This window comes from Methylobacterium sp. 22177, from assembly GCF_052045615.1.
Lineage (GTDB): Bacteria > Pseudomonadota > Alphaproteobacteria > Rhizobiales > Beijerinckiaceae > Methylobacterium > Methylobacterium radiotolerans.
Genome location: NZ_JBQEPK010000050.1, coordinates 1 through 22,030, shown reverse-complemented (window position 1 = coordinate 22,030; position 22,030 = coordinate 1). Strand labels below are relative to the sequence as shown.

The 22,030-nt window shown below is 74.8% G+C and carries 21 protein-coding genes; 6 read left to right on the top strand and 15 right to left on the bottom strand.

Annotated features, from left to right (window positions below; all coding sequences use genetic code 11):
- Positions 1–355 precede the first annotated feature (355 nt).
- On the top strand, positions 356–1,534 hold the full coding sequence (locus ACTJK8_RS27850) for an MFS transporter (protein ID WP_116656984.1): 1,179 nt from the start codon (positions 356–358) through the stop codon (positions 1,532–1,534).
- A 2-nt stretch (positions 1,535–1,536) separates the two neighbouring features.
- On the opposite strand, the gene ACTJK8_RS27845 is transcribed toward ACTJK8_RS27850, so the two are convergent.
- Both ACTJK8_RS27845 and ACTJK8_RS27840 read right to left on the bottom strand, forming a co-directional pair.
- Positions 1,537–1,962 (bottom strand): cupin domain-containing protein, encoded by a 426-nt coding sequence (locus tag ACTJK8_RS27845; RefSeq protein WP_440762864.1) that lies wholly within the window; start codon positions 1,960–1,962, stop codon positions 1,537–1,539.
- Positions 1,963–1,969: 7 nt separating this feature from the next.
- Positions 1,970–2,989 carry a zinc-binding alcohol dehydrogenase family protein gene (locus tag ACTJK8_RS27840; protein WP_440762863.1) on the bottom strand — a complete coding sequence of 340 codons (1,020 nt, stop codon included), beginning with the start codon at positions 2,987–2,989 and terminating at the stop codon, positions 1,970–1,972.
- 108 nt (positions 2,990–3,097) lie between these two features.
- Here ACTJK8_RS27840 and ACTJK8_RS27835 point away from each other — a divergent pair, with 108 nt between their 5' ends.
- On the top strand, positions 3,098–3,457 hold the full coding sequence (locus ACTJK8_RS27835) for a winged helix-turn-helix transcriptional regulator (protein ID WP_012318547.1): 360 nt from the start codon (positions 3,098–3,100) through the stop codon (positions 3,455–3,457).
- 101 nt (positions 3,458–3,558) lie between these two features.
- Complete coding sequence (locus ACTJK8_RS27830; RefSeq protein ID WP_440762862.1) at positions 3,559–5,607, top strand: methyl-accepting chemotaxis protein; 2,049 nt, start codon at positions 3,559–3,561, stop codon at positions 5,605–5,607.
- Between the two features lie 105 nt (positions 5,608–5,712).
- On the opposite strand, the gene ACTJK8_RS27825 is transcribed toward ACTJK8_RS27830, so the two are convergent.
- The 4 genes from ACTJK8_RS27825 to ACTJK8_RS27810 all read right to left on the bottom strand — a co-directional run bounded on the left by ACTJK8_RS27825 (position 5,713) and on the right by ACTJK8_RS27810 (position 9,513).
- On the bottom strand, positions 5,713–6,570 hold the full coding sequence (locus tag ACTJK8_RS27825; protein ID WP_012318545.1) for an amidohydrolase family protein: 858 nt from the start codon (positions 6,568–6,570) through the stop codon (positions 5,713–5,715).
- A 52-nt stretch (positions 6,571–6,622) separates the two neighbouring features.
- Positions 6,623–8,092 (bottom strand): MFS transporter, encoded by a 1,470-nt coding sequence (locus ACTJK8_RS27820; RefSeq protein WP_440762861.1) that lies wholly within the window; start codon positions 8,090–8,092, stop codon positions 6,623–6,625.
- A 161-nt stretch (positions 8,093–8,253) separates the two neighbouring features.
- Positions 8,254–8,508, bottom strand: coding sequence for a hypothetical protein (locus ACTJK8_RS27815; protein WP_024830472.1), 255 nt, complete (start codon positions 8,506–8,508; stop codon positions 8,254–8,256).
- 159 nt (positions 8,509–8,667) lie between these two features.
- The gene (locus ACTJK8_RS27810; RefSeq protein ID WP_012318542.1) at positions 8,668–9,513 is read right to left on the bottom strand and encodes a TrmH family RNA methyltransferase; all 846 of its coding nucleotides are present in this window, start codon (positions 9,511–9,513) and stop codon (positions 8,668–8,670) included.
- Positions 9,514–10,411: 898 nt separating this feature from the next.
- Here ACTJK8_RS27810 and ACTJK8_RS27805 point away from each other — a divergent pair.
- Both ACTJK8_RS27805 and ACTJK8_RS27800 read left to right on the top strand, forming a co-directional pair.
- A complete protein-coding gene (locus ACTJK8_RS27805; protein WP_012318541.1) occupies positions 10,412–11,506 on the top strand; it encodes a replication protein RepA in 1,095 nt (364 codons plus the stop codon).
- A gap of 117 nt (positions 11,507–11,623) precedes the next feature.
- Positions 11,624–12,274: a hypothetical protein gene (locus tag ACTJK8_RS27800; RefSeq protein ID WP_012318540.1), complete on the top strand. Its 651-nt coding sequence runs from the start codon at positions 11,624–11,626 to the stop codon at positions 12,272–12,274.
- Here ACTJK8_RS27800 and ACTJK8_RS27795 read toward each other — a convergent pair.
- From ACTJK8_RS27795 to ACTJK8_RS27760, 8 genes are all read right to left on the bottom strand, one after another.
- Positions 12,261–12,479: a hypothetical protein gene (locus tag ACTJK8_RS27795; protein WP_440762860.1), complete on the bottom strand. Its 219-nt coding sequence runs from the start codon at positions 12,477–12,479 to the stop codon at positions 12,261–12,263. The genes ACTJK8_RS27800 and ACTJK8_RS27795 overlap by 14 nt on opposite strands.
- 57 nt (positions 12,480–12,536) lie before the next feature.
- Complete coding sequence (locus ACTJK8_RS27790) at positions 12,537–12,911, bottom strand: hypothetical protein (protein ID WP_012318538.1); 375 nt, start codon at positions 12,909–12,911, stop codon at positions 12,537–12,539.
- A gap of 352 nt (positions 12,912–13,263) precedes the next feature.
- Positions 13,264–14,844, bottom strand: coding sequence for a SulP family inorganic anion transporter (locus ACTJK8_RS27785; protein WP_058608320.1), 1,581 nt, complete (start codon positions 14,842–14,844; stop codon positions 13,264–13,266).
- A gap of 2 nt (positions 14,845–14,846) precedes the next feature.
- On the bottom strand, positions 14,847–15,524 hold the full coding sequence (locus tag ACTJK8_RS27780; RefSeq protein WP_012318536.1) for a carbonic anhydrase: 678 nt from the start codon (positions 15,522–15,524) through the stop codon (positions 14,847–14,849).
- Positions 15,525–15,733: 209 nt separating this feature from the next.
- A complete protein-coding gene (locus ACTJK8_RS27775; RefSeq protein WP_012318535.1) occupies positions 15,734–16,075 on the bottom strand; it encodes a hypothetical protein in 342 nt (113 codons plus the stop codon).
- A 303-nt stretch (positions 16,076–16,378) separates the two neighbouring features.
- Positions 16,379–18,217, bottom strand: coding sequence for a sensor histidine kinase (locus ACTJK8_RS27770; RefSeq protein ID WP_440762859.1), 1,839 nt, complete (start codon positions 18,215–18,217; stop codon positions 16,379–16,381).
- A 271-nt stretch (positions 18,218–18,488) separates the two neighbouring features.
- Positions 18,489–19,355 carry an alpha/beta hydrolase gene (locus ACTJK8_RS27765; protein ID WP_440762858.1) on the bottom strand — a complete coding sequence of 289 codons (867 nt, stop codon included), beginning with the start codon at positions 19,353–19,355 and terminating at the stop codon, positions 18,489–18,491.
- Positions 19,356–19,422: 67 nt separating this feature from the next.
- The gene (locus tag ACTJK8_RS27760; RefSeq protein WP_012318532.1) at positions 19,423–19,743 is read right to left on the bottom strand and encodes a hypothetical protein; all 321 of its coding nucleotides are present in this window, start codon (positions 19,741–19,743) and stop codon (positions 19,423–19,425) included.
- A 243-nt stretch (positions 19,744–19,986) separates the two neighbouring features.
- Between ACTJK8_RS27760 and argE the strand changes: the two genes are divergently transcribed.
- On the top strand, positions 19,987–21,219 hold the full coding sequence (gene argE / locus ACTJK8_RS27755) for an acetylornithine deacetylase (RefSeq protein ID WP_058608317.1): 1,233 nt from the start codon (positions 19,987–19,989) through the stop codon (positions 21,217–21,219).
- A gap of 63 nt (positions 21,220–21,282) precedes the next feature.
- Here argE and ACTJK8_RS27750 read toward each other — a convergent pair.
- Positions 21,283–22,030, bottom strand: a 748-nt coding sequence (locus ACTJK8_RS27750) for a glycosyltransferase family 2 protein (protein WP_440762857.1), incomplete at its 5' end; no start/stop codon positions are given.

Genomic DNA, 22,030 nt, shown 5'->3' with positions numbered 1-22,030 from the left:
CTCATGTCGAGCCCGCGGGGGCTCACGGCAAGATGCGGCCGGCGGGACGCAGGCCCGTCATGCGCCGCCCTTGCTAGAACGAAACGCGTACGTCGGCAACCGCTCGGTGAACGCGCAGCCGTCTTTGCGCGCAGCGCAAGCAATCCGGATGGCGCCACGCTGACGAGCCGCGCGCCGGGCCCCTTCGCTTGCGCGGGCGACGACGTGCAGCCAACGGCCGCGATCGGAGTCCGGCGGCCCCGGGTTCGCCGGATCTCGATTCGCCAAACCTTGGCCCACCTTCGGTGTTGCACCGCGGGAGTTGAGATCCACATCGCCCAATCCCGCCCACAGATCCAAGTCCCGACAGGCATCGATGCCAGCACTCGACCTGACCGATCCGGTCGCCATCCCGGGGGCCGACGACCGGGCCGCGGCCCGGCAGAGGCTGTCCACGCGGCTGCTGTTCCTGATCGTCGGCATCGCCAACGCCACCTGGGCGCCGCTGGTGCCGCTGGTGAAGGACCGCGCCGGCCTCGACGCGGCGGGGCTCGGCCTGCTGCTCCTCACCTTCGGCATCGGCTCGATCCTGGCGATGCCGAGCGCCGGGGTGGCGGCCGCGCGGCTCGGCTTCCGGCCGGTCCTGCTCGCCGGCACGCTGGCCCTCGGCCTCGCCCTCCCGGTGCTGGCCGCGGCCTCGGGGCTCGTGACGCTCACCCTGGGGCTGCTGCTGTTCGGGGCCGGGATGGGGGCGGTGGACTGCGTCATGAACCTGCAGGCGGTCGCGGTGGAGCGCCGGAGCGGGCACCCGATGATGTCGGGCTTCCACGGCCTCTACAGCCTCGGCTGCATCCTGGGGGCGCTGATCGCCAGCGGCCTGCTGGCGGCGGGCCTCGGCGCGGGCTGGAGCGTGCTGCTCCTGACCGCCGGCATCGCGGCCCTGTTCGCCGCCGCCTGGCCCGGCATCCTGCCGCCGGACAGGGGAGGGGCGCGCGGCGGCCCCGCCTTCGCGCTGCCCCGCGGCCCGGTGCTGGTCCTGGGCCTGCTCTGCTTCGTGGTGTTCCTCACCGAGGGCTCGGCCCTCGACTGGAGCGCGGTCTTCCTGATCCAGCAGCGGGGGCTCGATCCGGCCTGGGCGGCGCTCGGCTACGCGGCCTTCTCGGTGACGATGACGGTCGGCCGGCTCGCGGGCGACCGGGTCGTGGCCCGGCTCGGGCGCCGGAGCGTGGTCGTCCTCGGCGGCCTGCTGGCGGCCGTCGGCCTCGCGCTCTCGGTCCTCGTCCCGGCCTGGGAGGCGGCACTCGCCGGCTACGCGCTGGTCGGGGCGGGCTGCGCCAACATCGTCCCGGTCCTGTTCACGGCGGCCGGCCGCCAGAGGGCGATGGCCGCGCGCGTGGCGGTGCCGGCGGTGACGACGCTGGGCTATGCCGGGGTGCTGGCGGGCCCGGCCCTGATCGGCTTCGCCGCGCAGGCGCTCGGCCTCCCCGCGGCGCTCCTGATCGTGGCGGCCCTGCTCGTCGGCGTGGCGGCGGCCGGGCGCTCCCTGCGGGTCTGACCTCAACCCTCCGCGTTGCGCGCCATGAAGCTGGCCGGCGTCCCGTCCTCCGGGTTCACGAAGATGATGTCGGTCGGCGCCCGGCGGGGCGTGTCGATCGACAGGAACACCACCGGGTCCCCGGGCTCGAGCGCCGGCATCGCGTGGACCGTGCCCTTCTCGAAGAACAGGAGCTGGCCGGGGCCGAACGCGGTCACCGCGGCGGGATCGCGCATCCAGAAGGTGCCCCGGCCCGAGAGGCAGTAGAGGTACTCGTCGCAGGTGGCGTGGTAGTGCGGCGGCGTCGGCCGGTAGACCCGGAACACCCGGGCGCTCGCGGCCTCCCGGTCGGTCAGGTAGGTGTCGACCAGGAGGGTCCCGGCGCTTTCGGGCAGCGCCGCCGCCAGTGCCGCCACGTCGAAGATCCCGGTCCCCGCCGCCTCCGTCATCGCGTGCTCACTCCGAGAAGCCTTCGAGCACGATCTTGCCCCTGGCGCGCCCGCTCTCGATCAGGCCGTGGGCGCGCCGGAGATTCGCGGCGTCGATCCGCCCGTAATGCTCTCCCAGGGTGGTGCGCAGGCGGCCCGAATCAATGAGGCGGGCGACCTCGTCGAGGAGCGCGCCCTGGGCAGCGATGTCGGCGGTGGCGAACATCGAGCGGGTGAACATGAACTCCCAGTGCAGCGACAGGCTCTTGCGCTTGAGGAGCCCGACATCGAGGCGCTCCGGATCGTCGATCAGGGCGAGGCGGCCCTGCGGGGCGATGAGCTCGACGATCGCGGCGAGGTGCGCGTCGGTGTTGGTCGTGGAGAAGACGAGGCCCGGCGCGCCGAGCCCCAGGGCCGCCACCTCGGCCGCCAGGGGCTTGGAATGGTCGACCACGTGGTGGGCGCCGAGGTCCCGGCACCAAGCCGCCGTCTCGGGCCGCGACGCGGTGGCGATCACGGTGAGGTCGGTGAGTTCCCGGGCGAGCTGGATGGCCACCGAGCCGACGCCCCCCGCGCCGCCGACGATCAGGATCGCCGGGGCGGCGCCCGGAACCGGCTTGCCCGTGTCGAGCCGGTCGAACAGCGTCTCCCAGGCGGTGATCGCGGTGAGCGGCAGGGCGGCGGCCTGCGCCCAGTCGAGGCGCGCGGGCTTGCGCCCGACGATGCGGGCATCGACGCAGTGGAACTGGGCGTTCGTCCCCGCCCGGGTGAGGTCGCCCGCGTAGAACACCGCGTCGCCCGCGGCGAAGCCCGGGACCTCCGCGCCGGCGGCGACGACGGTGCCGGCCGCGTCCCAGCCGAGCACCTTGGCGCCGCCGGCCTCCGGCTCGGCCCGCCGCCGGACCTTGGTGTCGACGGGGTTCACCGAGACCGCCTCGACCTTCACCAGCAGGTCGCGCGGGCCGGGCGCCGGCTGGGGCAGGTCGAGGTCGACCAGGGCTTCGGGATCGGTGATCGGCAGGGACTTGCGGTAGCCGACGGCGCGCATGGTGATCTCCTCGGGCTGTCGCCGCAGGAGATGCCGCCCGCCTTCACGGGCCGCAAGTACGCACATAAAACGCCGCTAGTGCCGGAAACCATACCGTCGGAGACGCCCATGCCCCGCACCCGCCGCCACACGGGGGCCTGCAGCCCCGGCTGCGCCGTCGAGGCGACGCTCCGGCTCATCGACGGCAAGTGGAAGGGCGTGATCCTCTATCACCTGCTGGAGGGGACCCTGCGGTTCAACGAGATCCGGCGGCGCCTCGCCAGCGTGACCCAGCGCATGCTCACGAACCAGTTGCGCGAAATGGAAGCCGACGGCCTGATCACCCGGACGGTCTATGCCGAGGTTCCCCCGAAGGTCGAATACAGCCTGACCGAGCGGGGTCGGTCCCTCGAGCCGGTCATCCGCGCGCTGAAGACCTGGGGAGATCTGCACGTCGAATTGGCAGATGCGGCCCAAAACGCCGCCTGATTGGGCAGACCGGTCCCGGATCGGCGCGAGACCCATAACCGGATTTTTATGACTTGGCCGGAAGGTGGCGCGTCTCCTGCCGGACGGTTCCAGATCTTCCGATGCCGATCCTCGCCTCGCTCCGCGCCCGCATCCTGGCGGTGGCGCTCGCCCCGTGCCTCGCCTTCGCGGGGGCGGCCGGCCTCGCCGTGTCGGACCAGTGGGCGCGGCGGGCCGAGATGGACCGGGTTGAGGGCCTGGTCGGCCTCGCCTCCCGGATCAGCGCCTTCGTGCACGAGGCCCAGCGGGAGCGCGGGGCCTCGAGCCTGTTCCTGGGCGCGCAGGGCGCGCAGTTCGGTCCGGAACTGGCGGCCCAGCGCGGGCGCACCGACGCGGCGCTCGCCGGACTGCCCGAGGCCGTGACCGCCGCGACGGGCTTCGGGCCGGTCTTTGCGGCCCGGAGCGAGGGCTTCGCGCAGGCGCTCACCGGACTGGCCGCGCAGCGCCGGGCCGTCGACGCCCTGACGGCGGCCACGCCGCAGGCCGTGGCCTACTACACGGGCCTGATCGGGGAGGGGCTCGGGCTGGTGCGGGCCATGGGCGGCGCGATCGACGAGGCCGGCCTCGCCGCCCGGGCGAACGCCTACGCGGCCTTCCTGGCGCTGAAGGAGGCGGCCGGCCAGGAGCGGGCCGTCGCCGCGGCGGTCTTCGCCTCCGGCAACCTCGACCTCGCGGCCGCCCGCCGCCTCGCGACCCTCGCGGCCGAGCAGGCGACCTATGCCGGCCTGTTCCGGGCCGGGGCCGAGGCCGGGCAGGCGCACCTGCTCGACGCCGCGGAGGCGACCGGGCCGGCCCGCGAGGTCGCGCGCCTGCGGACGGTCGCGCAGGAGACGATGCCGGGGACGCCCCTCGCCTTCCGCGACGCGCCGGCGTGGTTCCGCCTCGCCACGCAGCGCATCGACGCCCTGAAGGGCGTGGAGGACCGGCTCACCGCCGACCTGGTGGCGGCCGCGGGGGCGGTGCACGCCCGCGCCGGGCGGATGCTGGCCCTCTGGGCCGCCGGCGGCCTCGCCCTGTTCGCCCTCTCGGCCGGCCTCGCGGTCTGGCTCGGCACGGCCATCGCCCGTCCGCTCTCCCGGATGGCCGGGGTGCTGACCGCGATCGGCCGGGACGCGGGCACGGCCGACATGACCATCCCGACCGGCGGGCCGCGCGAGGTCCGGGCGATCGCCGCCGCCGCCCTGGCGTTCCGCGACAGCGTCGCCGAGCGCCGGGCGGCCCGGGCCGCGCAGGAGCGGCTCGCCGCCGAGACCGCGGCGGCCCAGCGCGCGGCCGCCCTCGGCCTCGCCGACAGCTTCGAGCGCCAGGTCGGCGGGATCGTCGCGGCCGTCTCGGCGGCGGCGGCCCAGCTGGAGGCCTCCGCGCACGGGATGGCCCGCGCCGCCCAGGACACGACCGATCTCAGCCGGGCGGTGGCGGTGTCGGCCGATTCGGCCGCCCGATCGGCCGACACGGTGGCGGCGGCCACCGAGGAGCTCACCGCCTCGGTCCGGGAGATCGGCGTGCAGGTCGGGTCCTCGGCGGACCTCGCGGCGGCGGCCACGCGGAGCGCGGACGGCATGGCCGGGGAAGTCCACCGCCTCGCCCAGGCGGCCGGCAGCATCGGGGAGATCGTCGCGATCATCTCGCAGATCGCCGGCCAGACCAACCTGCTGGCGCTCAACGCCACCATCGAGGCGGCGCGCGCCGGGGAGGCCGGCCGCGGCTTCGCGGTGGTCGCCGCCGAGGTCAAGCACCTCGCGGAGCAGACCGCCCGGGCCACCGAGGAGATCGCCGGCAAGGTCTCGGAGATCACCGGATCGACCGAGGCCTCGGTCCGGTCGATCGGCGGCATCACCGCGGTGATCCGCGACCTCGCCCGGATCGGCGCCGAGATCGCCGCCATGGTCGAGCAGCAGGGCGCGGCCACCGCGGAGATCGCCCGGACCACCGCGCAGACCTCGCAGGACACAAGCGGGGTCTCGAAGCACATGGCGGGCGTCGGCGCGGCGGCCGGCACCGCGAGCCAGGGCTCGGCCCAGGTGCTGCACGCGGCGGCCGACCTGTCCCGGCAGGCGGGCGATCTGCGCGGCGCGGTCGAGACCTTCCTCACCCGGGTTCGCGCAGCCTGACGCGGGATCCCGAAGGGCTCGGCCCTTCGGCGGGGTGTCGGGGCAGTGCCCCGACATGCGGGCCGCGCCCGCGAAAGGTCCCGGACCTCCCGAACCGGGCTTTCCCTACGCGGCGAGGCCGAGCCCGAGGAGCCGGTCGGCGTTGCGCCAGAGGGCGGCCTCCAGGGCCTCCTCGGACAGGCCGAGGCCGCGGAAATCCGCGACGCCCTGGCCCATCGGGCGGAACGGGAACGAGGAGCCGAACAGGAACTGGTCCTTCATGAACCCGTTCGCCGCCTCGACGTAGAGGCCGCCGCCCGGCGCGAACGTGTACATGTCGGGCGAGACGAAGACGTTCGCGTTGCGGAACGCCACCGTCACCATGTCGGCGACGTGCGGGTAGAACCCGTGGCAGCACACGATCGGCAGCGCCGGGAAGGTCCTGGCGACCCGGTCGACCGCGAGCGGGTCGTTGAGGCGCAGGTCCGGCGTCGTCGGCCCCGACATCACGAAGGCCGGGACCTCGAGCTCCTGGCACAGCTCGTAGAGCGGCATCAGGCGCTCGTCGTCGGCCCGCATGGCCTCGCGGTAGAAGCCGGCATCGAGGTTGATGCCCTTGAAGCCGAGCTCGGTCACGGCGCGCCGCGCCTCCGCGAGGGCGGCCTTGCGGCCGAGCTTCACCGGATCCACCGAGGCGATGCCGATCAGCCGCCTCGGGTCGTGCCGGGCGGCCTCCGCCAGGGCGTCGTTCGAGACCCGCACCCCCGGGACCGAGCGGGCGACCATGACGGCGACGTCGATGCCGGCCCCGTCCATCTCGGCACGGAAGCCCTCGATCGTCGCGCCGCGGGTGAAGTGCTCCACCTCCCGGCTGCCGACCCGGGCATTGAGCCAGCGGGCCACGCCGAACTCGGGCGTGTCCGGCTCGGCGCCGAAGAATCTGTGCAGGAAGGTCGGCCGGCTGCGCATGTCCACGACGGGCATTGTTCGCGAGTCTCCTGTGCGGATCGAGCTGTGTGTCCGGTCGGTCCTCGTCTCAGCGCGAGACGGCCTCCAGCACCTTGCCGCGGGTCTCGACGCCGAGGGTCAGGACCAGCAGGGCGGCGATCAGGAAGCCGCCGGCGCCGACCTGGAACGCGGTGGCCGGGCCGTGGTCGCGCACCAGCACCGGCACGATCATCGGCCCCAGGATGGCGCCGATCCGCCCGAAGGCCGAGGCGAAGCCGGCGCCCGTGGCCCGGGCCCGGGTCGGGTAGAGTTCCGGCGTGTAGGCGTAGAGGCAGCTCCACATGCCGAACATGAAGAACTGCATGATGAAGCCGGCGACGAACAGCCAAGTCACGGCGACGCCCGAGACGGTCAGCACCGTCCCGGCGCCGGCATTGCCGTACAGGTAGGCCGCCGCCGCCGCGCAGATCAGGAACAGGGCGGTGGTGGGCTTGCGGCCGACCCGCTCGAGCAGCACGGCCGCCGCGGCGAAGCCCGGGATGCCGCCGAGGGTGATCAGGGTGACGAAGCCCACCGAGCCGACGATCGAGAAGCCGCGCTCCTTGAGCAGCACGGCGATCCAGGAATTGAGGCCGAAGAAGCCGATCAGCGCGAAGAACCACAGCCCGAACGCCATCACGGTGCGCAGGCGGTATTCGGGCGCGAACAGAGTCGCGACGGCGCCGCGGTGCGGACCCTGATGCGGACCCTGATGCGGATCTTGCCGCGGGCCGGGCACGGCCGCCGTCGCCGCGGCCAGGGCCGGCGCGACCGGGGGGAGGGGGCGGCCGGTGGCGCGCTCGACGGCCCGCTCCATCGCGGCCATCGCGGATTCCGCCTCCGCTTCGCGGCCCGCCTCGGCGAGCCAGCGGGGCGATTCCGGCATCGTGCGGCGCACCGCCAGCACCACGAGCGACAGCAGGCCGACCACCACGAAGGCCCAGCGCCAACCGAGATGGGGCAGGACGAAGAAGCTGATCGCCCCCGAGAGGACGTAGCCGACCGCCCAGAACCCCTCCAGGATCGCGATGTACTTGCCGCGCACCCGGGCCGGTACGATCTCCGAGACCATCGCCTGCGCCACCGGCGCCTCGCCGCCGACGCCGACCCCGATCAGGAACCGGCAGGCCATCAGCACGGGCAGGCTCCAGGCGGCCGCCGCCGCGAGGCTCGCCAGCCCCCAGACCACCATGGTCACCTGGAACACCGCCTTGCGGCCGAACCGGTCGGAGGCGGTGCCCGCGAGGACGTTGCCCACGAGCTGGCCCGCGAAGGTCATGGCGGCGAGCTGGCCGGCCTCGGTGGGCGTCAGGCCGAAGGCCGCCACGATCGCGCCGAGCAGGAAGGTCAGGAGCGCCACGTCGATCTGGTCGACGAGCCACGCCGAGGCGATGACCGCGAAGATCCGGCGCTGGTAGCCCGACATGGGCAGCCGCTCCAGGCGCGCCGCGATGTCGGAGGCGTGCGGCCGCGCGGCCCCGGATGACGGGGCGACCGGGCGTTCGGCGGCTGGCGGCACGGTCGGCTGCTCCCTCCGCGTCCCGGACCGTACCGGGGCGGTTCCGCGGATCCGGTACATCACGCCGGGGTCTCGGAACAGGGACGGTGCGCGCCCGTGCGCTTCGGAGCGGGACCCGGGCCGGATCCCGGTCGGCCGGGGCCGCCCCCGGGGTTTCCGGTTCAGTCGGGAATCGCGAAGCCGATCGACAGGCACAGGGCCGCGACGGCCGTCAGGGCCATGGCGGCCTGACGGACCTGGTGCCAGCGCGCGCTGCGCGCGCGCTCCTCCGGGCTGGCGCCGAGCCGGAGCTCGTCGTCGAAGCCCGTCACGAAGGATTCGAAGCTCGGGAAGGCGCGCCGCGCGAGCCAAATCCACACACCGACGGCGACCAGGCCGAGGGCCCAACCGCCGTAGGTAAACGCATCGTCCAACATCCGGCGCAGCCCTCGAGCCGACGCCCCCCTCGCCGCGTATTCTACGGGAAGTTGCGAAGATTGCCTAGGCGGAACAGGGGCTTCCGGGCCCGGTTCCGTGTTTCCGAACGTATCGCGGCGGCCCCGCTCGGGGACCGGTCCGGCCGCGTCACGGTCCCGTCAGTCCCTCTTCCGGCCGAGGGCGTAGAGGGTGATGGCGGCGGCGTTCGAGACGTTGAGGCTGCGGATCGCGCCCGAGAAGGGGATCCGGGCCAGGACGTCGCAGCAGCCCCGGGTCCGCTCGCGCAGGCCCTTGCCCTCGGCGCCCAGCACGATCACCAGGGGCCGCGCGACCGTCAGCGCGTCGAGGCTCTCGGGCGCGTCCGAATCGAGGCCGACCCGGGTGAAGCCGCGTTCGCCCAGTTCGATCAGGGCCTCGGCGAGGTTCCGGACAGTCACGAAGGGCACGTGTTCCAGGCCGCCGGAAGCGGATTTCGCCAGGACCCCGGTGGCGCCCGGCGCGTGGCGCGCCGTGGTGACGATCCCGGCCACGCCGAAGGCCGCGGCGGTGCGCACGATCGCCCCGACATTGTGCGGGTCGGTGATCTGGTCGAGCGCCAGCAGCAGCGCGTCGGCGGGCAGATCGTCGAGGCCGGGGGCGGGTAGGGGCTCGGCCTCCAGGTACAGCCCCTGGTGGACGGCGTCCGGGCCGAGCAGGCGGCCGATGTCGCTCGGCCGGACCAGTTCCGGGGTGATCCGCACGGCGCCGCCGAACTCGGCCTCCAGGCGCGCGGCCGCGTTCTCGGTGGCGAGCAGCCGGTGCAGGCCGCGCTGGGCGTTGCCCAGGGCCTGCACCACGGGATGCCAGCCGTAGAGCACAGTCGGCCCGTCGCCGCCCTCCTCCCGCGGGCGGGCCGCCGCGGCCGGGCGGCTTCCGGGCCGGGGGGCCGGGCGCCGGGGCCAGGGCGGGCGTGGCCGGCTGGGGCGTCCGCCGGGCGGGCGGCCGTCGTCGCGGCGATCCGTCATCGGGCTGCGATCGGCGAAGGGGCCCAGGGCAGGGCGAGGCTGGGCCGGGCGAATTCGGGCAAGGGGGGCATCGGCGCGCTCTTCTCTGAGGGCCCTCTCGGAAGGAGCCGAGAAACCGGGCCGCATCGTCCGCGTCAAGCCGCCATCACACCGTGACCCTGGCCGAACCCCGGTGGGATGCCGGAGGCCACCCGGTCGTCGGCGGGGCGCGGCGGCACGGCACGGAACTCCTTCGCCGTTCCGTCAAGCCGCGACGGTCGTTCCCCGTGGGAATGTGGAAAACCTGCTCATATTCCCTTCGCACCCTGTGCATGTACGGCGCGACACGGTCGTTCGTCAGAACGAACGGGCTGGTCCGCAGTAGGAAGATTATCTGGAGGAATCTTTCAGAGAGTCAGTTCAGCAGGTTATATGGGGCGGCGAATTCCGCATGTGTGCCAGTGGTTTGGCGCGCGTTCGCGCATCCGACTCTGCGCGGGGATGCATTGAACTCTGCGCGGCGGCGTATCCGATTCTGCGCCCGGGCCGCGCCCCGCCGTATCGGAATCTGCGCGGCCGCGTATCCGATTCGGCGCGGATTCGCCCCCGGATCGGTGGATAACGGGGACGGTCACCGGGCACCCGCGCGTATCGGACTCTGCGCCGGACGCGGCGTCGGCTCGGCGTCGGATCGGCGGGCGACGAGACCCGTATCGAACTCTGCGCGCCGGGGCGGGCGCCGGCCGTGAAGCGACCGGCGTCGGCCCGCTCGCGGGCGTGATCCCGCACCGGGGAAGCGTGGATTGCCGGGACAAGGCCGACCGGACGGGGGCCGCGGCGGGCGAATCGTGGCATGGCAGGATCGGGCCGTCCGTCCGCCCGCCGGATGGACGGCCCGTGCAGCGCGGGCCGAGGGGCGATGAGCATCGAGGAGAAGATCGCCGGGATCCATGACCCGGACCTGCGGGCCGAGATCGAGGCGGCGCGCGGCGGCTTCCTGTTCGCGCAGATCGTCGAGCACGTGCTGCACCGTCAGCGCGAGCGCGATGCCCGGGCCGCCCTCCTGGGGGAGGAGGAGAGCCGCCGGGCCGGGCTGTCGCGCGACCAGCGCCGCCGCGACGCGGTGCGCCTCGTGATCGAGAACGAGCCGGCCCTCCCGTCGAGCCTCCAGCACATCCACTCGGTCCTGGCTCTGTGCGGCCTGCCCTACCGCGATCCCGGGCCGGTGCGGGAATTCTCCCGCAGCTACGGCCGCAACTCGCTCAACCTGATCGCCGGCCGGATCAAGGACCCGGAGACCGGCGCCTTCGAGCCCCAGGGGCTGCCCTACGGCCCGAAGGCCCGGCTGGTCCTGCTCCACCTCTGCACCGAGGCCGTGCGCCAGCGCAGCCCCACCGTGAAGGTGGCCGAGACCCTGTCGGGCTTCATGCGCGAGATGGGCTTCGCGGTCACGGGGGGCGAGCGCGGCACCATCCGCCAGTTCAAGGAACAGCTGAACCGGCTGGCCGCCTGCTCCATGCAGATCGGCCTCTGGGACGGGCGCGACAGCGCCACCACCCTCAACGTCCCGCCGTTCCGCAGCCTGGAGCTGTGGCGCCCCCGCGCCGGGGAGGGGGACGACGAGGCCGGCCGCACGGTGCGCTTCGATCCCGAATTCTACGAGACCCTGATCCGGCACGCCCTGCCGGTGGACGTGCGGGCGGCCCGGGCCTTCTCGGGCTCGGCGCGCAAGCTCGACCTGCTGTTCTGGACCGGCTACCGCCTGCGGTCCCTGCAGCGGCCGCTCCGCCTGACCTGGGCGAACCTCCACGCGCAGTTCGGGGCCGAGAACGCCTCGATCCGCAGCTTCCGCCAGGCGTTCAAGGCCGATCTCGCGCACCTGCGCGAGGTGTTTCCGCGGCTGCCGCTGGTGCTCGACGACGGCGGCCTGACCCTGCACCCGGCCGATCCCAGCACGCTGCTCGTGCCGCCCCGCCCTGCGGGCAAGGGAATACGGAAGCGCGCGAAGGAATAGATCAGAGCGCGAGGTTCATTCCCTCACGGAATGAAACGGGCCAGGATAGAGAGTCGGTCGTATTCCCTCTGCCGATCGGAATGAGTATATGTTCCGTCCGCTTGGAAGGAACATGACGTGGGCCTGTCGGACTCCGAGATCGCGGCGCGGCTCGCCGCGCTGCGCCGCCAGCGCGAGGCGCTCGATCGGGAGATCGCCGATCTCGTCCTCTACCAGGAACTCGGTCGCCGGCTGGCGGCCGGCGGAGCGGACGCGCGGCCGGACCCGACCCTGAAGCCCGATCCGCCGGCGGGGCTGCGCCGAGACCCGGCCGACGGGCCGCCGCGGGGTCGGGACGTGCCGGAGGGCCGGCCCGGGGCGCCTGCCGACGGGGAGCCCGCGGCCCGCGGACGGCGGGGCGTGCGGGTCGATCCGGCGGCGCGGTCCGCGGGGGCGCCCGATCCCGCCGGCGCCGCCGGGCCGATCCCGCCGGTGATCGCCTTCACGGAGGACGCCGCCGGCGCCCGCCGCTACGGCCGGGCCGTGGTGCAGGCGGCCTGCGCGGCGATCGCGCGGGCGGGCCGGCCGCTGCACGCGGCCGAGATCCTGGAGGTGCTCGCCCGGCAGGGCTTCACCCTGCCCGGCCGGGATCCGGTGGCGGCCCTCAACACGCGCCTGTGGAAGCGGTCGGGGCCGGGCGGCCCCCTGAACCGGGTCGCCGAGGCCACCTACGCCCTGGCATCTTCGGAGCCGGACCCAGCCCGAGGGGTGCCGGTCACGAAGACGTGACGCCGGACCCCGCCACCGTCTCCCCACTTGGGCGCGCGTCGGGCCCGGCGATCCGCTCGGCCGCGCGCTGACCCAGGCCGCCCGCGCCCACGCGGATCTGATCACGCGGCTGCTCGCCGTCGCGGCGGTCGGCGCGGCCGTGCCGGTGCTCCTCGTCGCCTCCCGCGGCCACGCGCCGGAGGGTTGGGACCTTCGACGAGGTCACGGTCTACGCGGCCTCCTGGCCCGGCCGCCGGGCGCCGGCAGCGCCGGTCGGGCCGCTTCAGTTGACCAGGCAGAAGCCCTGACCGGTGCCGACCCGGCGCTCCTGCGCGCACCAGGGCTTGGACGCGCCGGAGCCGGTCGCCGGGGCCCTCAGGCTGGCGGTCGTCTGCGCGGGGTCGGCCGCGGTGCCGCGGAGGGTGAGGCTGCCGAGGGGCGCCCGGCCAGGCTCGGGCCGGAGCGCGGCCTGATCGGGGCCGGCCTCCGGTCGCGACCCCGGCGCGACCGCCCTGTCCGGCGCCGGGAGCGCGGGGCTCGCGGCCACCGGCTGCACCGGGTCGGGCGGGCTCAGGGTCGCGAGGCCGGGCATGTCCTGCGCTGCCGCGGCGCCGCACAGGACCAGGCAGGCGGCCGGGGCCGCGAGGAACCTGATCATCGACGAAGCTCCTGACGAGAACCATTCCGCCGGCCGGTTCCGCGGCGCGGGCCTGCCGTGGGGCTGAGTCTGGCCTTCCGCTCGTTAAAGGGGCGCGAAGATTCAGGATTAACCGGTTTTGAAGATCGCCGGGTCCCCGGACCCGGACAGCCTTGACGGCCCGCGCGGCGGGCTGCCGCCGCCCGGAGAGCGGGGCCGGTGGCCGGACGCGGCGCGGAGCCGCTCCCGATCGCCCCGGCGACGGGAACGGCTCCGCGCCGTTGTTTCTCGGGCCGCGGCTTCGGCGCCCGGCCCGCGCTGCGGGCGCCCGCCGCCGGACCGGGCCGGCCGCCGGCAGAGGGCGCGGGGCCCTTCAGTGGGCCGGGGCCGCCACCGCGGCGGCGAGCCGGTCGTGCGGAACGCCCGAGCCGCCGACCACCGCGATCCGGCTGCCGCCGGCGCTGCGCCGGCTCGCCCAGTCGCCGATCATCTCCAGGCAGGTGTGGTCGATGGCCGCGAGGTTGTCGGTGGCGAGGCGGACCTCGCCGCCCGCCGGGGTGCGCTCCAGGGCCGCCGTGAGGCTCGGCAGCTGCAGGAAGGTGGCCGCCCCCGACAGGCGCAGCTCCGGCACGCCCGGCACTTCGGGGGCCGCCGCGTGCTCGATCCGGAGCCGTCCCTTGCGCAGGCTCGGCAGGGCCTGGAGCAGGCTCAGGGCGAGGCCGGTCAGCACCCCGGTGAGCAGGTCCACCGCCACCACGGTGGCCATCGTGGCGAGCCAGATCGCCGCGGTCAGCCAGCCGTAGCGGGCCTGCAGGTGCAGGGCGTGGGCCGGGCTCGCCAGACGCCAGCCGGTGACCACCAGGATGCCGGCGAGGCTCGCGGTCGGCACCAGGGCCAGCAGCCAGGGCAGCGCGAGCAGGAAGGCCAGGATCCAGGTCCCGTGCATCACCGTGGCGGCGCGGCTCACGGCGCCCGCCTGGACGTTGGCCGAGGAGCGCACGATCACCCCGGTCATCGGCAGCGCGCCGACGAGCCCGCAGATCAGGTTGCCGATGCCCTGCGCGCCGAGTTCCCGGTTGAACTGGGTGCGGGGGCCGTCGTGCATCCGGTCGACGGCGGCCGCCGAGAGCAGGCTCTCGGCGCTGGCGATCACCGCGATCACCAGGGCCATGATCAGGATCTCGGCCTCGGCGAGGCGCGCCCAGGACTCGGCGGCCGGCAGGGCGAGGCCGGAGAACAGCGCCTCCGGCACCGCCACGCGCTTGACGGCGAAATCCCCGAGCCCCGCCACGAGGCTGCCCGCCAGCACGCCGACGAGCGCCCCGGGCAGGAGCCGGAGCCGCGCCGGGCGCAGCCGCTCCCAGGCGATCATCGCCGCGATGGTGATCCCGCCGACGATCACGGCCCCGGTGCGGTCGCCCGTGCCGGTGACGAAGTTGAAGAACGCGGCCGGGATCGCCACGAGATTGTCGAGGCCGCTCGCCCGGGGGAGGGCGTCGGTCAGGACGTGGATCTGGGCCAGCACGATCAGGATCCCGATGCCGGCCAGCATGCCGTGCACCACGGCCGGCGAGATCGCCCGGAACCAGCCGCCGACCCGCAGGGCGCCGGCGGCGAGCTGGACGAGGCCCGCCACCACCAGGACGGGGCCCAGGGCGTCGAGACCGTGCGCCTGCACGAACCCGTAGACGATCACGGCGAGCCCGGCGGCGGGCCCGCTGACCTGGAGCGGCGAGCCGGCGAGGAGGCCGACCACGATGCCGCCGACGATGCCGGTGATGAGGCCGCGCTCCGGCGGCACGCCGGACGCGATGGCGATGCCCATGCACAGGGGCAGCGCCACCAGGAAGACCACCACGGAGGCGGGCAGGTCCCGGGCGAGGCTCGCCCGGACGGCGCCGCCCGGGGCGAGGGCGCTCTGCAGGGTCGTGGTCAGGCGGCCGGGGGGGCGCATGATCAGGCCGCCTGCAGGCGGCTGCTGGCGGAGGAATCCTGCGCCACGGGCATGTCGGCCCCGGCGATCGGCCGGAAGCGCCCGCTCGCGCCGTCATAGGCCAGGAGGGCCCCGGTCTCGATCTCGAAGAACCAGCCGTGCAGCCGCAGGGAACCCTTGGCCAGGGCGGCGGCGACGCTCGGATGGGTGCGCAGGTTGGCGAGCTGGACCACCACGTTCTCCAGGGCCAGGGCGTGGTGGCGGGCCTGCGCGTCCATCCCCTCGGGATAGGCCTCGCAGACGATCCGCTCGGCGGCCTCGGCGTGGCGCAGCCAGGCGGCGACGCTGGGCATCCGCTTGAGCAGGTCCCGGTTCATCAGCCCCTTCATGGCGCCGCAATCCGAGTGGCCGCAGACCACGATGTCGCGCACGCCGAGGGCCACCACGGCGTACTCGATCGCCGAGGAGACGCCGCCGACCACGTCGGAGGCCGGGGGCACGATGTTGCCGGCGTTGCGGCAGACGAACAGGTCCCCGGGCCCCGCCTGGGTGATGTGCTCGGGCGAGACCCGGGAATCCGCGCAGGCGATGATCAGCGCGCTCGGGTGCTGCCCGTCGCGCACCAGCTGCTGGTACATCTGCCGCTGGCCGGGAAAGACGCTGCCCTGGAAGCTGGCGATGCCCTGGATGATGTTGTTCATGAAGGGTCCCTGAAGCTGGGAGAGCCGGAAGGCGGAACGGGGAAGGGCGATGCGCCGGAGCGCGCCTGCCGGACGGCGGCGCTGCGCGGGAGCGCGGAGCGGTGTTCGGTCGGGTCGGGACCGCCCGGCCGGAGGGGCCGGGCGGTGAGTCTCGGTGTCGGGGTGTCGCGTCCGAAGTCTCGGCGTGCGAAGTCTCGGCGTCCGAAGTCTCAGCGACGGACCCGGCGGCGCTCCGCGGTTCCGGAGGCCCAGTGCGGGTCGACGACCTGGCCACGCGCCACGCTGGCCCCGGCCCTGTCGTGAACCATCGGCGCCCCGAGGAGCTGCCCGGACCCGGAACGCTGCGAGTGCAGCGAGCGCGGGTCGTGGTGGGGGTCGCTGATGTAGGAGCTCATGTGGCCGCCGCCGGCGGCCTGGCGGCTCCCACCGCCGCCTTCGCCCGCCTGCGCCGCCAGGGGCGCGCCGAGGATTCCGGTCAGGAGGCCCAGGGCGAGGCCGAAGGCGGAACCGGCCGTGCGGCCGCGAGCCGGGAGATGTCGGGACTGGGTCATGGCGTTTCCTCGCTGTTCAACCTGTGGCGCGGGACACTGCATCCCTGCCGCTAAGTCGAAACTAGTCTAAATTTCCGGAATAGCGTGTGCGCATCGGCACATTATATCGATGAACACTTTAATCCTCGGCGTATGTACTATCGTGTGCGCCCGCACACGTCTTCGTTGCGCCGTGAAATCATGGCCGGGATTAAAGGGGAATCCGGCCTCGCCGGCGCGCAGGGCTGCGCGGCCGCCCCGCCGCAGAGGGGCGCGCGATGTCGGGTCGAGGCGGGGACGACGGTCGCCCGGGTCGGGGCGGGATCAGGCCCGCCCGGCGTTCGGACGCGGCGCGGACCGTGCGGGCGCGCGGCCGGCGGCGGGCAGAGGATTGGCCGCCACGTAGACGAGGCCGCCGGCCTCGTAGGTGAGGCTGGCGGTCCTGCCCCCGGCGAAGCCCCGCTCGAGCAGGCGGGTGCCGAACCCCTTCCGCGAGGGGGAGACGACCGGCGGGCCGCCGCGCTCGCGCCAGGTCAGCCGCAGGGTCTCGGTGTCCGGACCGGCCTCCACCGTCCAGGCCAGCGCGGCTCGCCCGGCCGGAACCGACAGGGCGCCGTGCTTGACCGCGTTGGTGCACAATTCGTGCAGGATCATCGTGAGCGCGAGCGCTCCCTCGGGCGGCAGCCGCAGGTCGGGGCCGTCCAGGGTGATGCGCGGGGTGTTCGCGCCCAGAGCGTCCCGGTCCGAAGTCTCCCGGTCCGAAGTCTCCCGACCGGAAGAATCCCGGTCCGACGGATCGCCGCCCGCGGGTTCCGGACCCAGGAAGGGCCGCACCGCCTGGGCGGCGATGCCGCGCAGATCCGCGCTCGCCCAGCTCTCGCGGGTCAGGATATCGTGGGCGCGCGACAGGGCGAGGAGCCGCGCCTCGAAGGCGTCGCGCCCTGCCGCCGCGCCGGCGCCGAGATTCTTCAGGCTCTGCGCCGCCATCGCCTGCACGGTGGCGAGGGTATTCTTCACCCGGTGATTGAGTTCGTCGATCAGCAGCCGGTGGGTCTCCGCGCGCCGGGCCCGTTCGTCCGCCGCCGCCGCCAGGGCGGCGGCGATCGTCGCGCCCTCGCGCACGAAGGAGCGGGGCAGCGGCGGCAGGGGCTGGTCGCGGCCCAGGGTCTCGGCAGCGGCCGCCAGATCCAGCAGGGGGCGGGCGATCAGGCCGGCCAGCAGCCACGCGAGCAGCGCCGCCGCGAGGGCCACCGCGCTGCCCGCCGCCAGGATGCTCCCGCGCAGGGCCGCCACCGAGGTCAGGGCCCGGTCGGCCACCTGCCGGACCACCACCTGCCAGCCGAGGCCCGGATAGTCGCGGTGGCCGGCCGTGGACGCGCGGGCGCTGAGATACGCGGTGCCGTCCGGCCAGGGGCCGACCCGGCTCGTGCCCTCCGGATCGAGGGGCCGTCCGCCCGCCAGGACCGACCGGGGCAGGGGGGCGCCCTGCAGGGCGGGCGGACCGAGGAGCACGGTGCCGTCGCGGGACAGGATCAGGATCTCGGCACCCTGGCGGTGGCCCCGGAGGGCGCCTTCGAGGACGCGGGCCATGTCGCGCGCCCAGGCCCAGTCGAGATGCGCGGCCAGCACCCCGAGGACGCGGCCGTCCGGCGCCCGGACCGGGGCCGCGACGTCGAGGAGCCGCAGGGGCTCGCGCGCCGCCGCGCGCGCGGCGGCCTCGTCCGGGGGCATCAGCGCCTCGAGGAGCTTGGCCGGGTGCACGTCGCCCACGTAGGGGCCCGCGCGGCCGCCGCGGAAGTAGTCGCGACCGGAGACGTCCGCGCCCTCCAGGGCGCCGGTGCTGGTGACGGAGACGCGCCCGTCGGAGTCGATCAGCCCGATGATCGAGTAGGCCGGGTAGGTCGCCTGGAGCCGCTCCATCACGGCGCGCTTGGCGGCCGTTCCGGCTCCGGGATCGCGCAGACTGTCCGAGGCGGCGGCGATCTGGATGTCGCGCCAGCGCTCGAACATCCCGATATCGAGGCCCCGGGCCATCTGCCCGGCGATCTCGACGAGCTGCCCGCCGACCTCCGCCTCGAGCCGGCGGGTCGCCTCCCGGCTCGCCAGGGCGGCGAGCGCCAGGGTCGTCAGGAAGCCGAGCGTGCCGAAACCCAGGGCCAGCACGACGCGCAGCCGCGGCGCGCGCCGCGGGGCCGGCGCAGGGCGCCGCCGCAGGGGGTTCCGATCGCGCGACCGCTTGCATCCGATCTCCCTGGGATCGGCCGGCTCCCGGTAGGGGGAGATCGTGCCCGCGAGCCCGTCTCAGCACGGGCGGCAAGCCTCAGCAAGACGGAAACCGGCCTCGTCGATGCGGAATTTCTATCGGGAGTTGCAAATCTGCACGCGGTCGTCCCCCGCGTCGTCGCGGGTCCGGTGCGGGAGCCCGGCCGGGGCCTCAGCCCTCGAGCAGGGCGTGGGCCGCCCGGACCAGGATCCCGCCGGGCCGGCGCAGGGCGTCGAGCACCGAGAAGTGATCGCCCCCCGGGACCGGGAGCAGGGATCCCGGGGCATGGGCCGCCGCCCGCAGGGCGTGCAGGTTGCGGGCGTCGTGGATCAGCGCCGGCAATTCGCGGGAGCCGTAGGCGATGCAGAGCGGCTTCGCCACCGCCGGGAGGCGCAGGGGCGACAAGGTCTCGACCTCGCCGTCGGTGAGGCCCAGCTTGGCGTCCAGGGCGGTCTGTCGGATCGGCGCGAGGTCGTAGACGCCGGAGATCGCCAGGCCCGCCGCCACCGCCGGATGGCCGAGCTGCATCGCGGTGAGCAGCCCGCCCGCCGACCAGCCCGACAGGACCAGGGGACCGCGGATCCCGCGCGCGGCCCCGTGGGCGGCCAGCCAGTCGAGGGCCGCGCCGATCTCCGCCACGATCCGGGCGAGGCTCGCCTCCGGCGCCAGGGTGTAGCCCACCATCGCCACCGACCAGCCGGCGGCGTTCGGGCCCTGCGCGAAGCAGGCGAACAGCTCCCGGGCGCCCCGCTGCCAGTAGCCGCCGTGGACGAAGACCAGGCAGGGCGCCGCCGCGTCCCGCGCCGGGTAGAGGTCGAGGGCGTTGCGGGCGCCGGGGCCGTAGGGCACGTCGAGGCCGGCCGGATGCGCGGCCCGGTAGGCGGCCGAGGCCGCGTCCCGGGCGGCCACCTGGGACGCGCTGTCGGCCACCGCGCGGGTGTTGTCGTAGCAGGCGTCCCGCGCCTCCTGCGCCAGGGTGTCCCAGCGGCGGCGCGGATCCGCGGGGGTCGGGTCGTCCAGGCGGAACTCCAGCACCATCGTGTCCGTCTCGGGCCGCTGCTTTCGCCCGCACCATGGCAGGCGGCCGGGTCCGGGTCGAGGCGGTTCAGAAGCCGGGCGCGGCATCCGGGACGGTGCCGCCGTAGCCCCAGCCCGTGAGCGGCGGCGCCGCGACCCGCTCGCGCGCCGACGGGGGGAGCATCCGGGCGAGGGGCCGGGGCCGCTGCCAGACCCGCCAGAGGGGCCGGTCGCGCGCCGCCATGCGGGCGAGGGTCAGGTCCGTGTCGGAGGCCGCGCGGTGATGCGGTCGCCCGGCCGGGGGAGCGGCCTGCCGGCGGGCCTCGGCCGGGGCGGCCAGCAGCAGGAGCGTCGGCAGCAGGAGCGTCGGCAGGAGGGCGGCGAGGATCGGGGCGGGACCGGGACGCATGGTCGGGGCTCCGGGACGGGCGACCTGACGGGCTTCACCGGCGGCTACGCCCGAGCGCCGCCCCGGTTCCGGGGCGCCGCCGGCCGGGCATTGCCCGGGATCCCGGAAGCGCCGAAAACCCTCTAGGACTCCGCGCGCCCTCGAGACCGATTCGCGCGGGTCGGCACGCCGGCCGCGACCCGGCCAAGATCCGGCCAAGATCCGGTCACGACCTCGCCACGACCTCGCCACGCCATGGGATCCATGACAGAGCCCGCACAGACCGCCACGCCGCGCCCCGGCACGCCCGATCCGGCGGCACTGCTCGCCGCGCTCGTCGCCTTCGACACGGTGAGCGCCCGCTCGAACCTGCCGCTGATCGACTGGGCGGAGGCCTATTGCCGCGGCCACGGCGCCGCGGTCGAGCGGGTGCCGGATCCGTCGGGCCGGAAGGCGGCGCTGCTGGTCAGCGTCGGACCGTTCGAGACCCGCCCCGGCTACGTGCTCTCCGGCCACAGCGACGTGGTGCCGACCGACGGCCAGCCCTGGTCGTCGGACCCGTTCGCCCTGCGGGAGGAGGGCGGGCGGCTCTACGGGCGCGGCACCTCCGACATGAAGGGGTTCCTCGCGGTCTGCCTCGCGCTCCTGCCCGAGATGGTGGCGGCGGAGCTCGCCACCCCGATCCACCTCGCGATCTCGTACGACGAGGAGATCGGGTGCCTCGGCGTGCGCCCGCTGATCGCCCGGATGCTCGAGCGCGTGCCGCGGCCGCTCGGCTGCTTCGTGGGCGAGCCGACCGGGATGGACGTGGTGGTCGGCCACAAGGGCAAGGCGGCCGCCCGCCTCACCTTCCGCGGCAAGGCCAGCCACTCGGCCCTGGCGCCCCAGGGGGTCAACGCGGTCGAGTACGCCGCCCGCTTCATCGAGCATGTCCGCCTGTCCGCGGAGGCCATCGCCCGGGACGGGGCCCGCGACCCGCTCTACGACGTGCCCCACACCACCGGCCTGTCGAGCGTGGTCCGGGGCGGATCGGCGCTCAACATCGTGCCCGACACCTGCAGCGTCGAGTTCGAGTACCGGGCGATCGGCGCGGACGATGCCGCCGCGCTGGCGGCGTCCGCGATCGCCTACGCCACCGGGACGCTGGCGCCGCTGATGCGGGCCGGCGATCCGGCCTGCGGCGTCGCGGTCGAGCCGCTGATCGACTATCCGGGCCTCGACACCGATCCGGAGGCGGAGATCGTGACCCTGGCCAAGCGCCTCGCGGGCCGCAACGGCCACGCCAAGGTCTCGTACGGCACGGAGGGCGGGCTGTTCGAGCGGCTCGGCGGCGTGCCGGCCGTGGTGATCGGGCCGGGCTCGATCGCGCGCGCCCACAGGGCGGACGAGTACGTCACCCGGGACGAACTCGAGGCCTGCGCGGGCTTCGTGCGGCGGCTGATCGGCGCCTGCGTGACCGGCCCCGCGTCAGCGTCCCGAGGGGTGATCCCCGGCTGAACCGGCCTCCGCGTCGGTCGCGAGAGGCGCCGGTCCGCCGAGCGTCCGCCGCGCGGCGCGATCTCACCAGGGGATGCGGCCGAAGCGGTCGACCAGCCGCCGGTACTCGGCCTCGCTCTCGGCTCGCGACGTCCCGCCCTGGCCGACATCCGAGCTCCCGGAGCCCGGATGCACGAGGCGGCACACCAGCGGCAGGACGAAGCCGTGGCGCGCGAGGGATATGCTGGGGCCGCCGAGCTGGAGGACGTTGGCGAGCCACGGGCGGACCAGGATCGCGTCCTGCAGCGTGACCGGCGCCGTCGCCTCGACGAGGTGGGCGCGGCGCAGGCCGGTCTCGGCGAGGCGGCCGAGCCACTCGTTGTCGTAGTGCCACTTCGAGGCCGGGCTGATCGCGCCGACCTGCGCGAAGGTGGCCCGCCGCATCAGCCAGCCCGACGGCGTCGCGAAGTCGTTGATCCGGACCACCTCGCCGGCCTCGTCCACCTCGAGCTGCGTCGAGGAGACGAAATCGAAGCTGTCCAGGGCTCGGACGGCGACGCCCAGATAGGGCGGCAGCCAGCGATCGTCGTCCTCGAGGAAGCCGACGAGGTCCCAGCTGTCGTCGACGGCGCCGATGGCCGCGTTCAGCGCGGGGATCTGCCCCTTGCGCGCGCCGCGCGCGAAGGTGACCTGCGGGTGCGCGGCGAGCCGCGCCGGGATCTCGGTCTCCGGATCGGTCCCGACGAAGAAGTGGATCGTCGCCGGCCGGTCGAGCTCCTGGGCGTTGGCGCTCTCGATCGCGTGTTCCAGGAAGTACTGACCGGCCTTTCCG

Excerpts from the sequence above, each read along its gene's own strand:
- ACTJK8_RS27850 (WP_116656984.1), top strand. The coding sequence starts at position 356 with ATGCCAGCACTCGACCTGACCGATCCGGTCGCCATCCCGGGGGCCGAC.
- ACTJK8_RS27845 (WP_440762864.1), bottom strand. The coding sequence starts at position 1,962 with ATGACGGAGGCGGCGGGGACCGGGATCTTCGACGTGGCGGCACTGGCG.
- ACTJK8_RS27840 (WP_440762863.1), bottom strand. The coding sequence starts at position 2,989 with ATGCGCGCCGTCGGCTACCGCAAGTCCCTGCCGATCACCGATCCCGAA.
- ACTJK8_RS27835 (WP_012318547.1), top strand. The coding sequence starts at position 3,098 with ATGCCCCGCACCCGCCGCCACACGGGGGCCTGCAGCCCCGGCTGCGCC.
- ACTJK8_RS27830 (WP_440762862.1), top strand. The coding sequence starts at position 3,559 with ATGCCGATCCTCGCCTCGCTCCGCGCCCGCATCCTGGCGGTGGCGCTC.
- ACTJK8_RS27825 (WP_012318545.1), bottom strand. The coding sequence starts at position 6,570 with ATGCCCGTCGTGGACATGCGCAGCCGGCCGACCTTCCTGCACAGATTC.
- ACTJK8_RS27815 (WP_024830472.1), bottom strand. The coding sequence starts at position 8,508 with ATGTTGGACGATGCGTTTACCTACGGCGGTTGGGCCCTCGGCCTGGTC.
- ACTJK8_RS27810 (WP_012318542.1), bottom strand. The coding sequence starts at position 9,513 with ATGACGGATCGCCGCGACGACGGCCGCCCGCCCGGCGGACGCCCCAGC.
- ACTJK8_RS27805 (WP_012318541.1), top strand. The coding sequence starts at position 10,412 with ATGAGCATCGAGGAGAAGATCGCCGGGATCCATGACCCGGACCTGCGG.
- ACTJK8_RS27790 (WP_012318538.1), bottom strand. The coding sequence starts at position 12,911 with ATGATCAGGTTCCTCGCGGCCCCGGCCGCCTGCCTGGTCCTGTGCGGC.
- ACTJK8_RS27785 (WP_058608320.1), bottom strand. The coding sequence starts at position 14,844 with ATGCGCCCCCCCGGCCGCCTGACCACGACCCTGCAGAGCGCCCTCGCC.
- ACTJK8_RS27780 (WP_012318536.1), bottom strand. The coding sequence starts at position 15,524 with ATGAACAACATCATCCAGGGCATCGCCAGCTTCCAGGGCAGCGTCTTT.
- ACTJK8_RS27775 (WP_012318535.1), bottom strand. The coding sequence starts at position 16,075 with ATGACCCAGTCCCGACATCTCCCGGCTCGCGGCCGCACGGCCGGTTCC.
- ACTJK8_RS27765 (WP_440762858.1), bottom strand. The coding sequence starts at position 19,355 with ATGGTGCTGGAGTTCCGCCTGGACGACCCGACCCCCGCGGATCCGCGC.
- ACTJK8_RS27760 (WP_012318532.1), bottom strand. The coding sequence starts at position 19,743 with ATGCGTCCCGGTCCCGCCCCGATCCTCGCCGCCCTCCTGCCGACGCTC.
- argE (WP_058608317.1), top strand. The coding sequence starts at position 19,987 with ATGACAGAGCCCGCACAGACCGCCACGCCGCGCCCCGGCACGCCCGAT.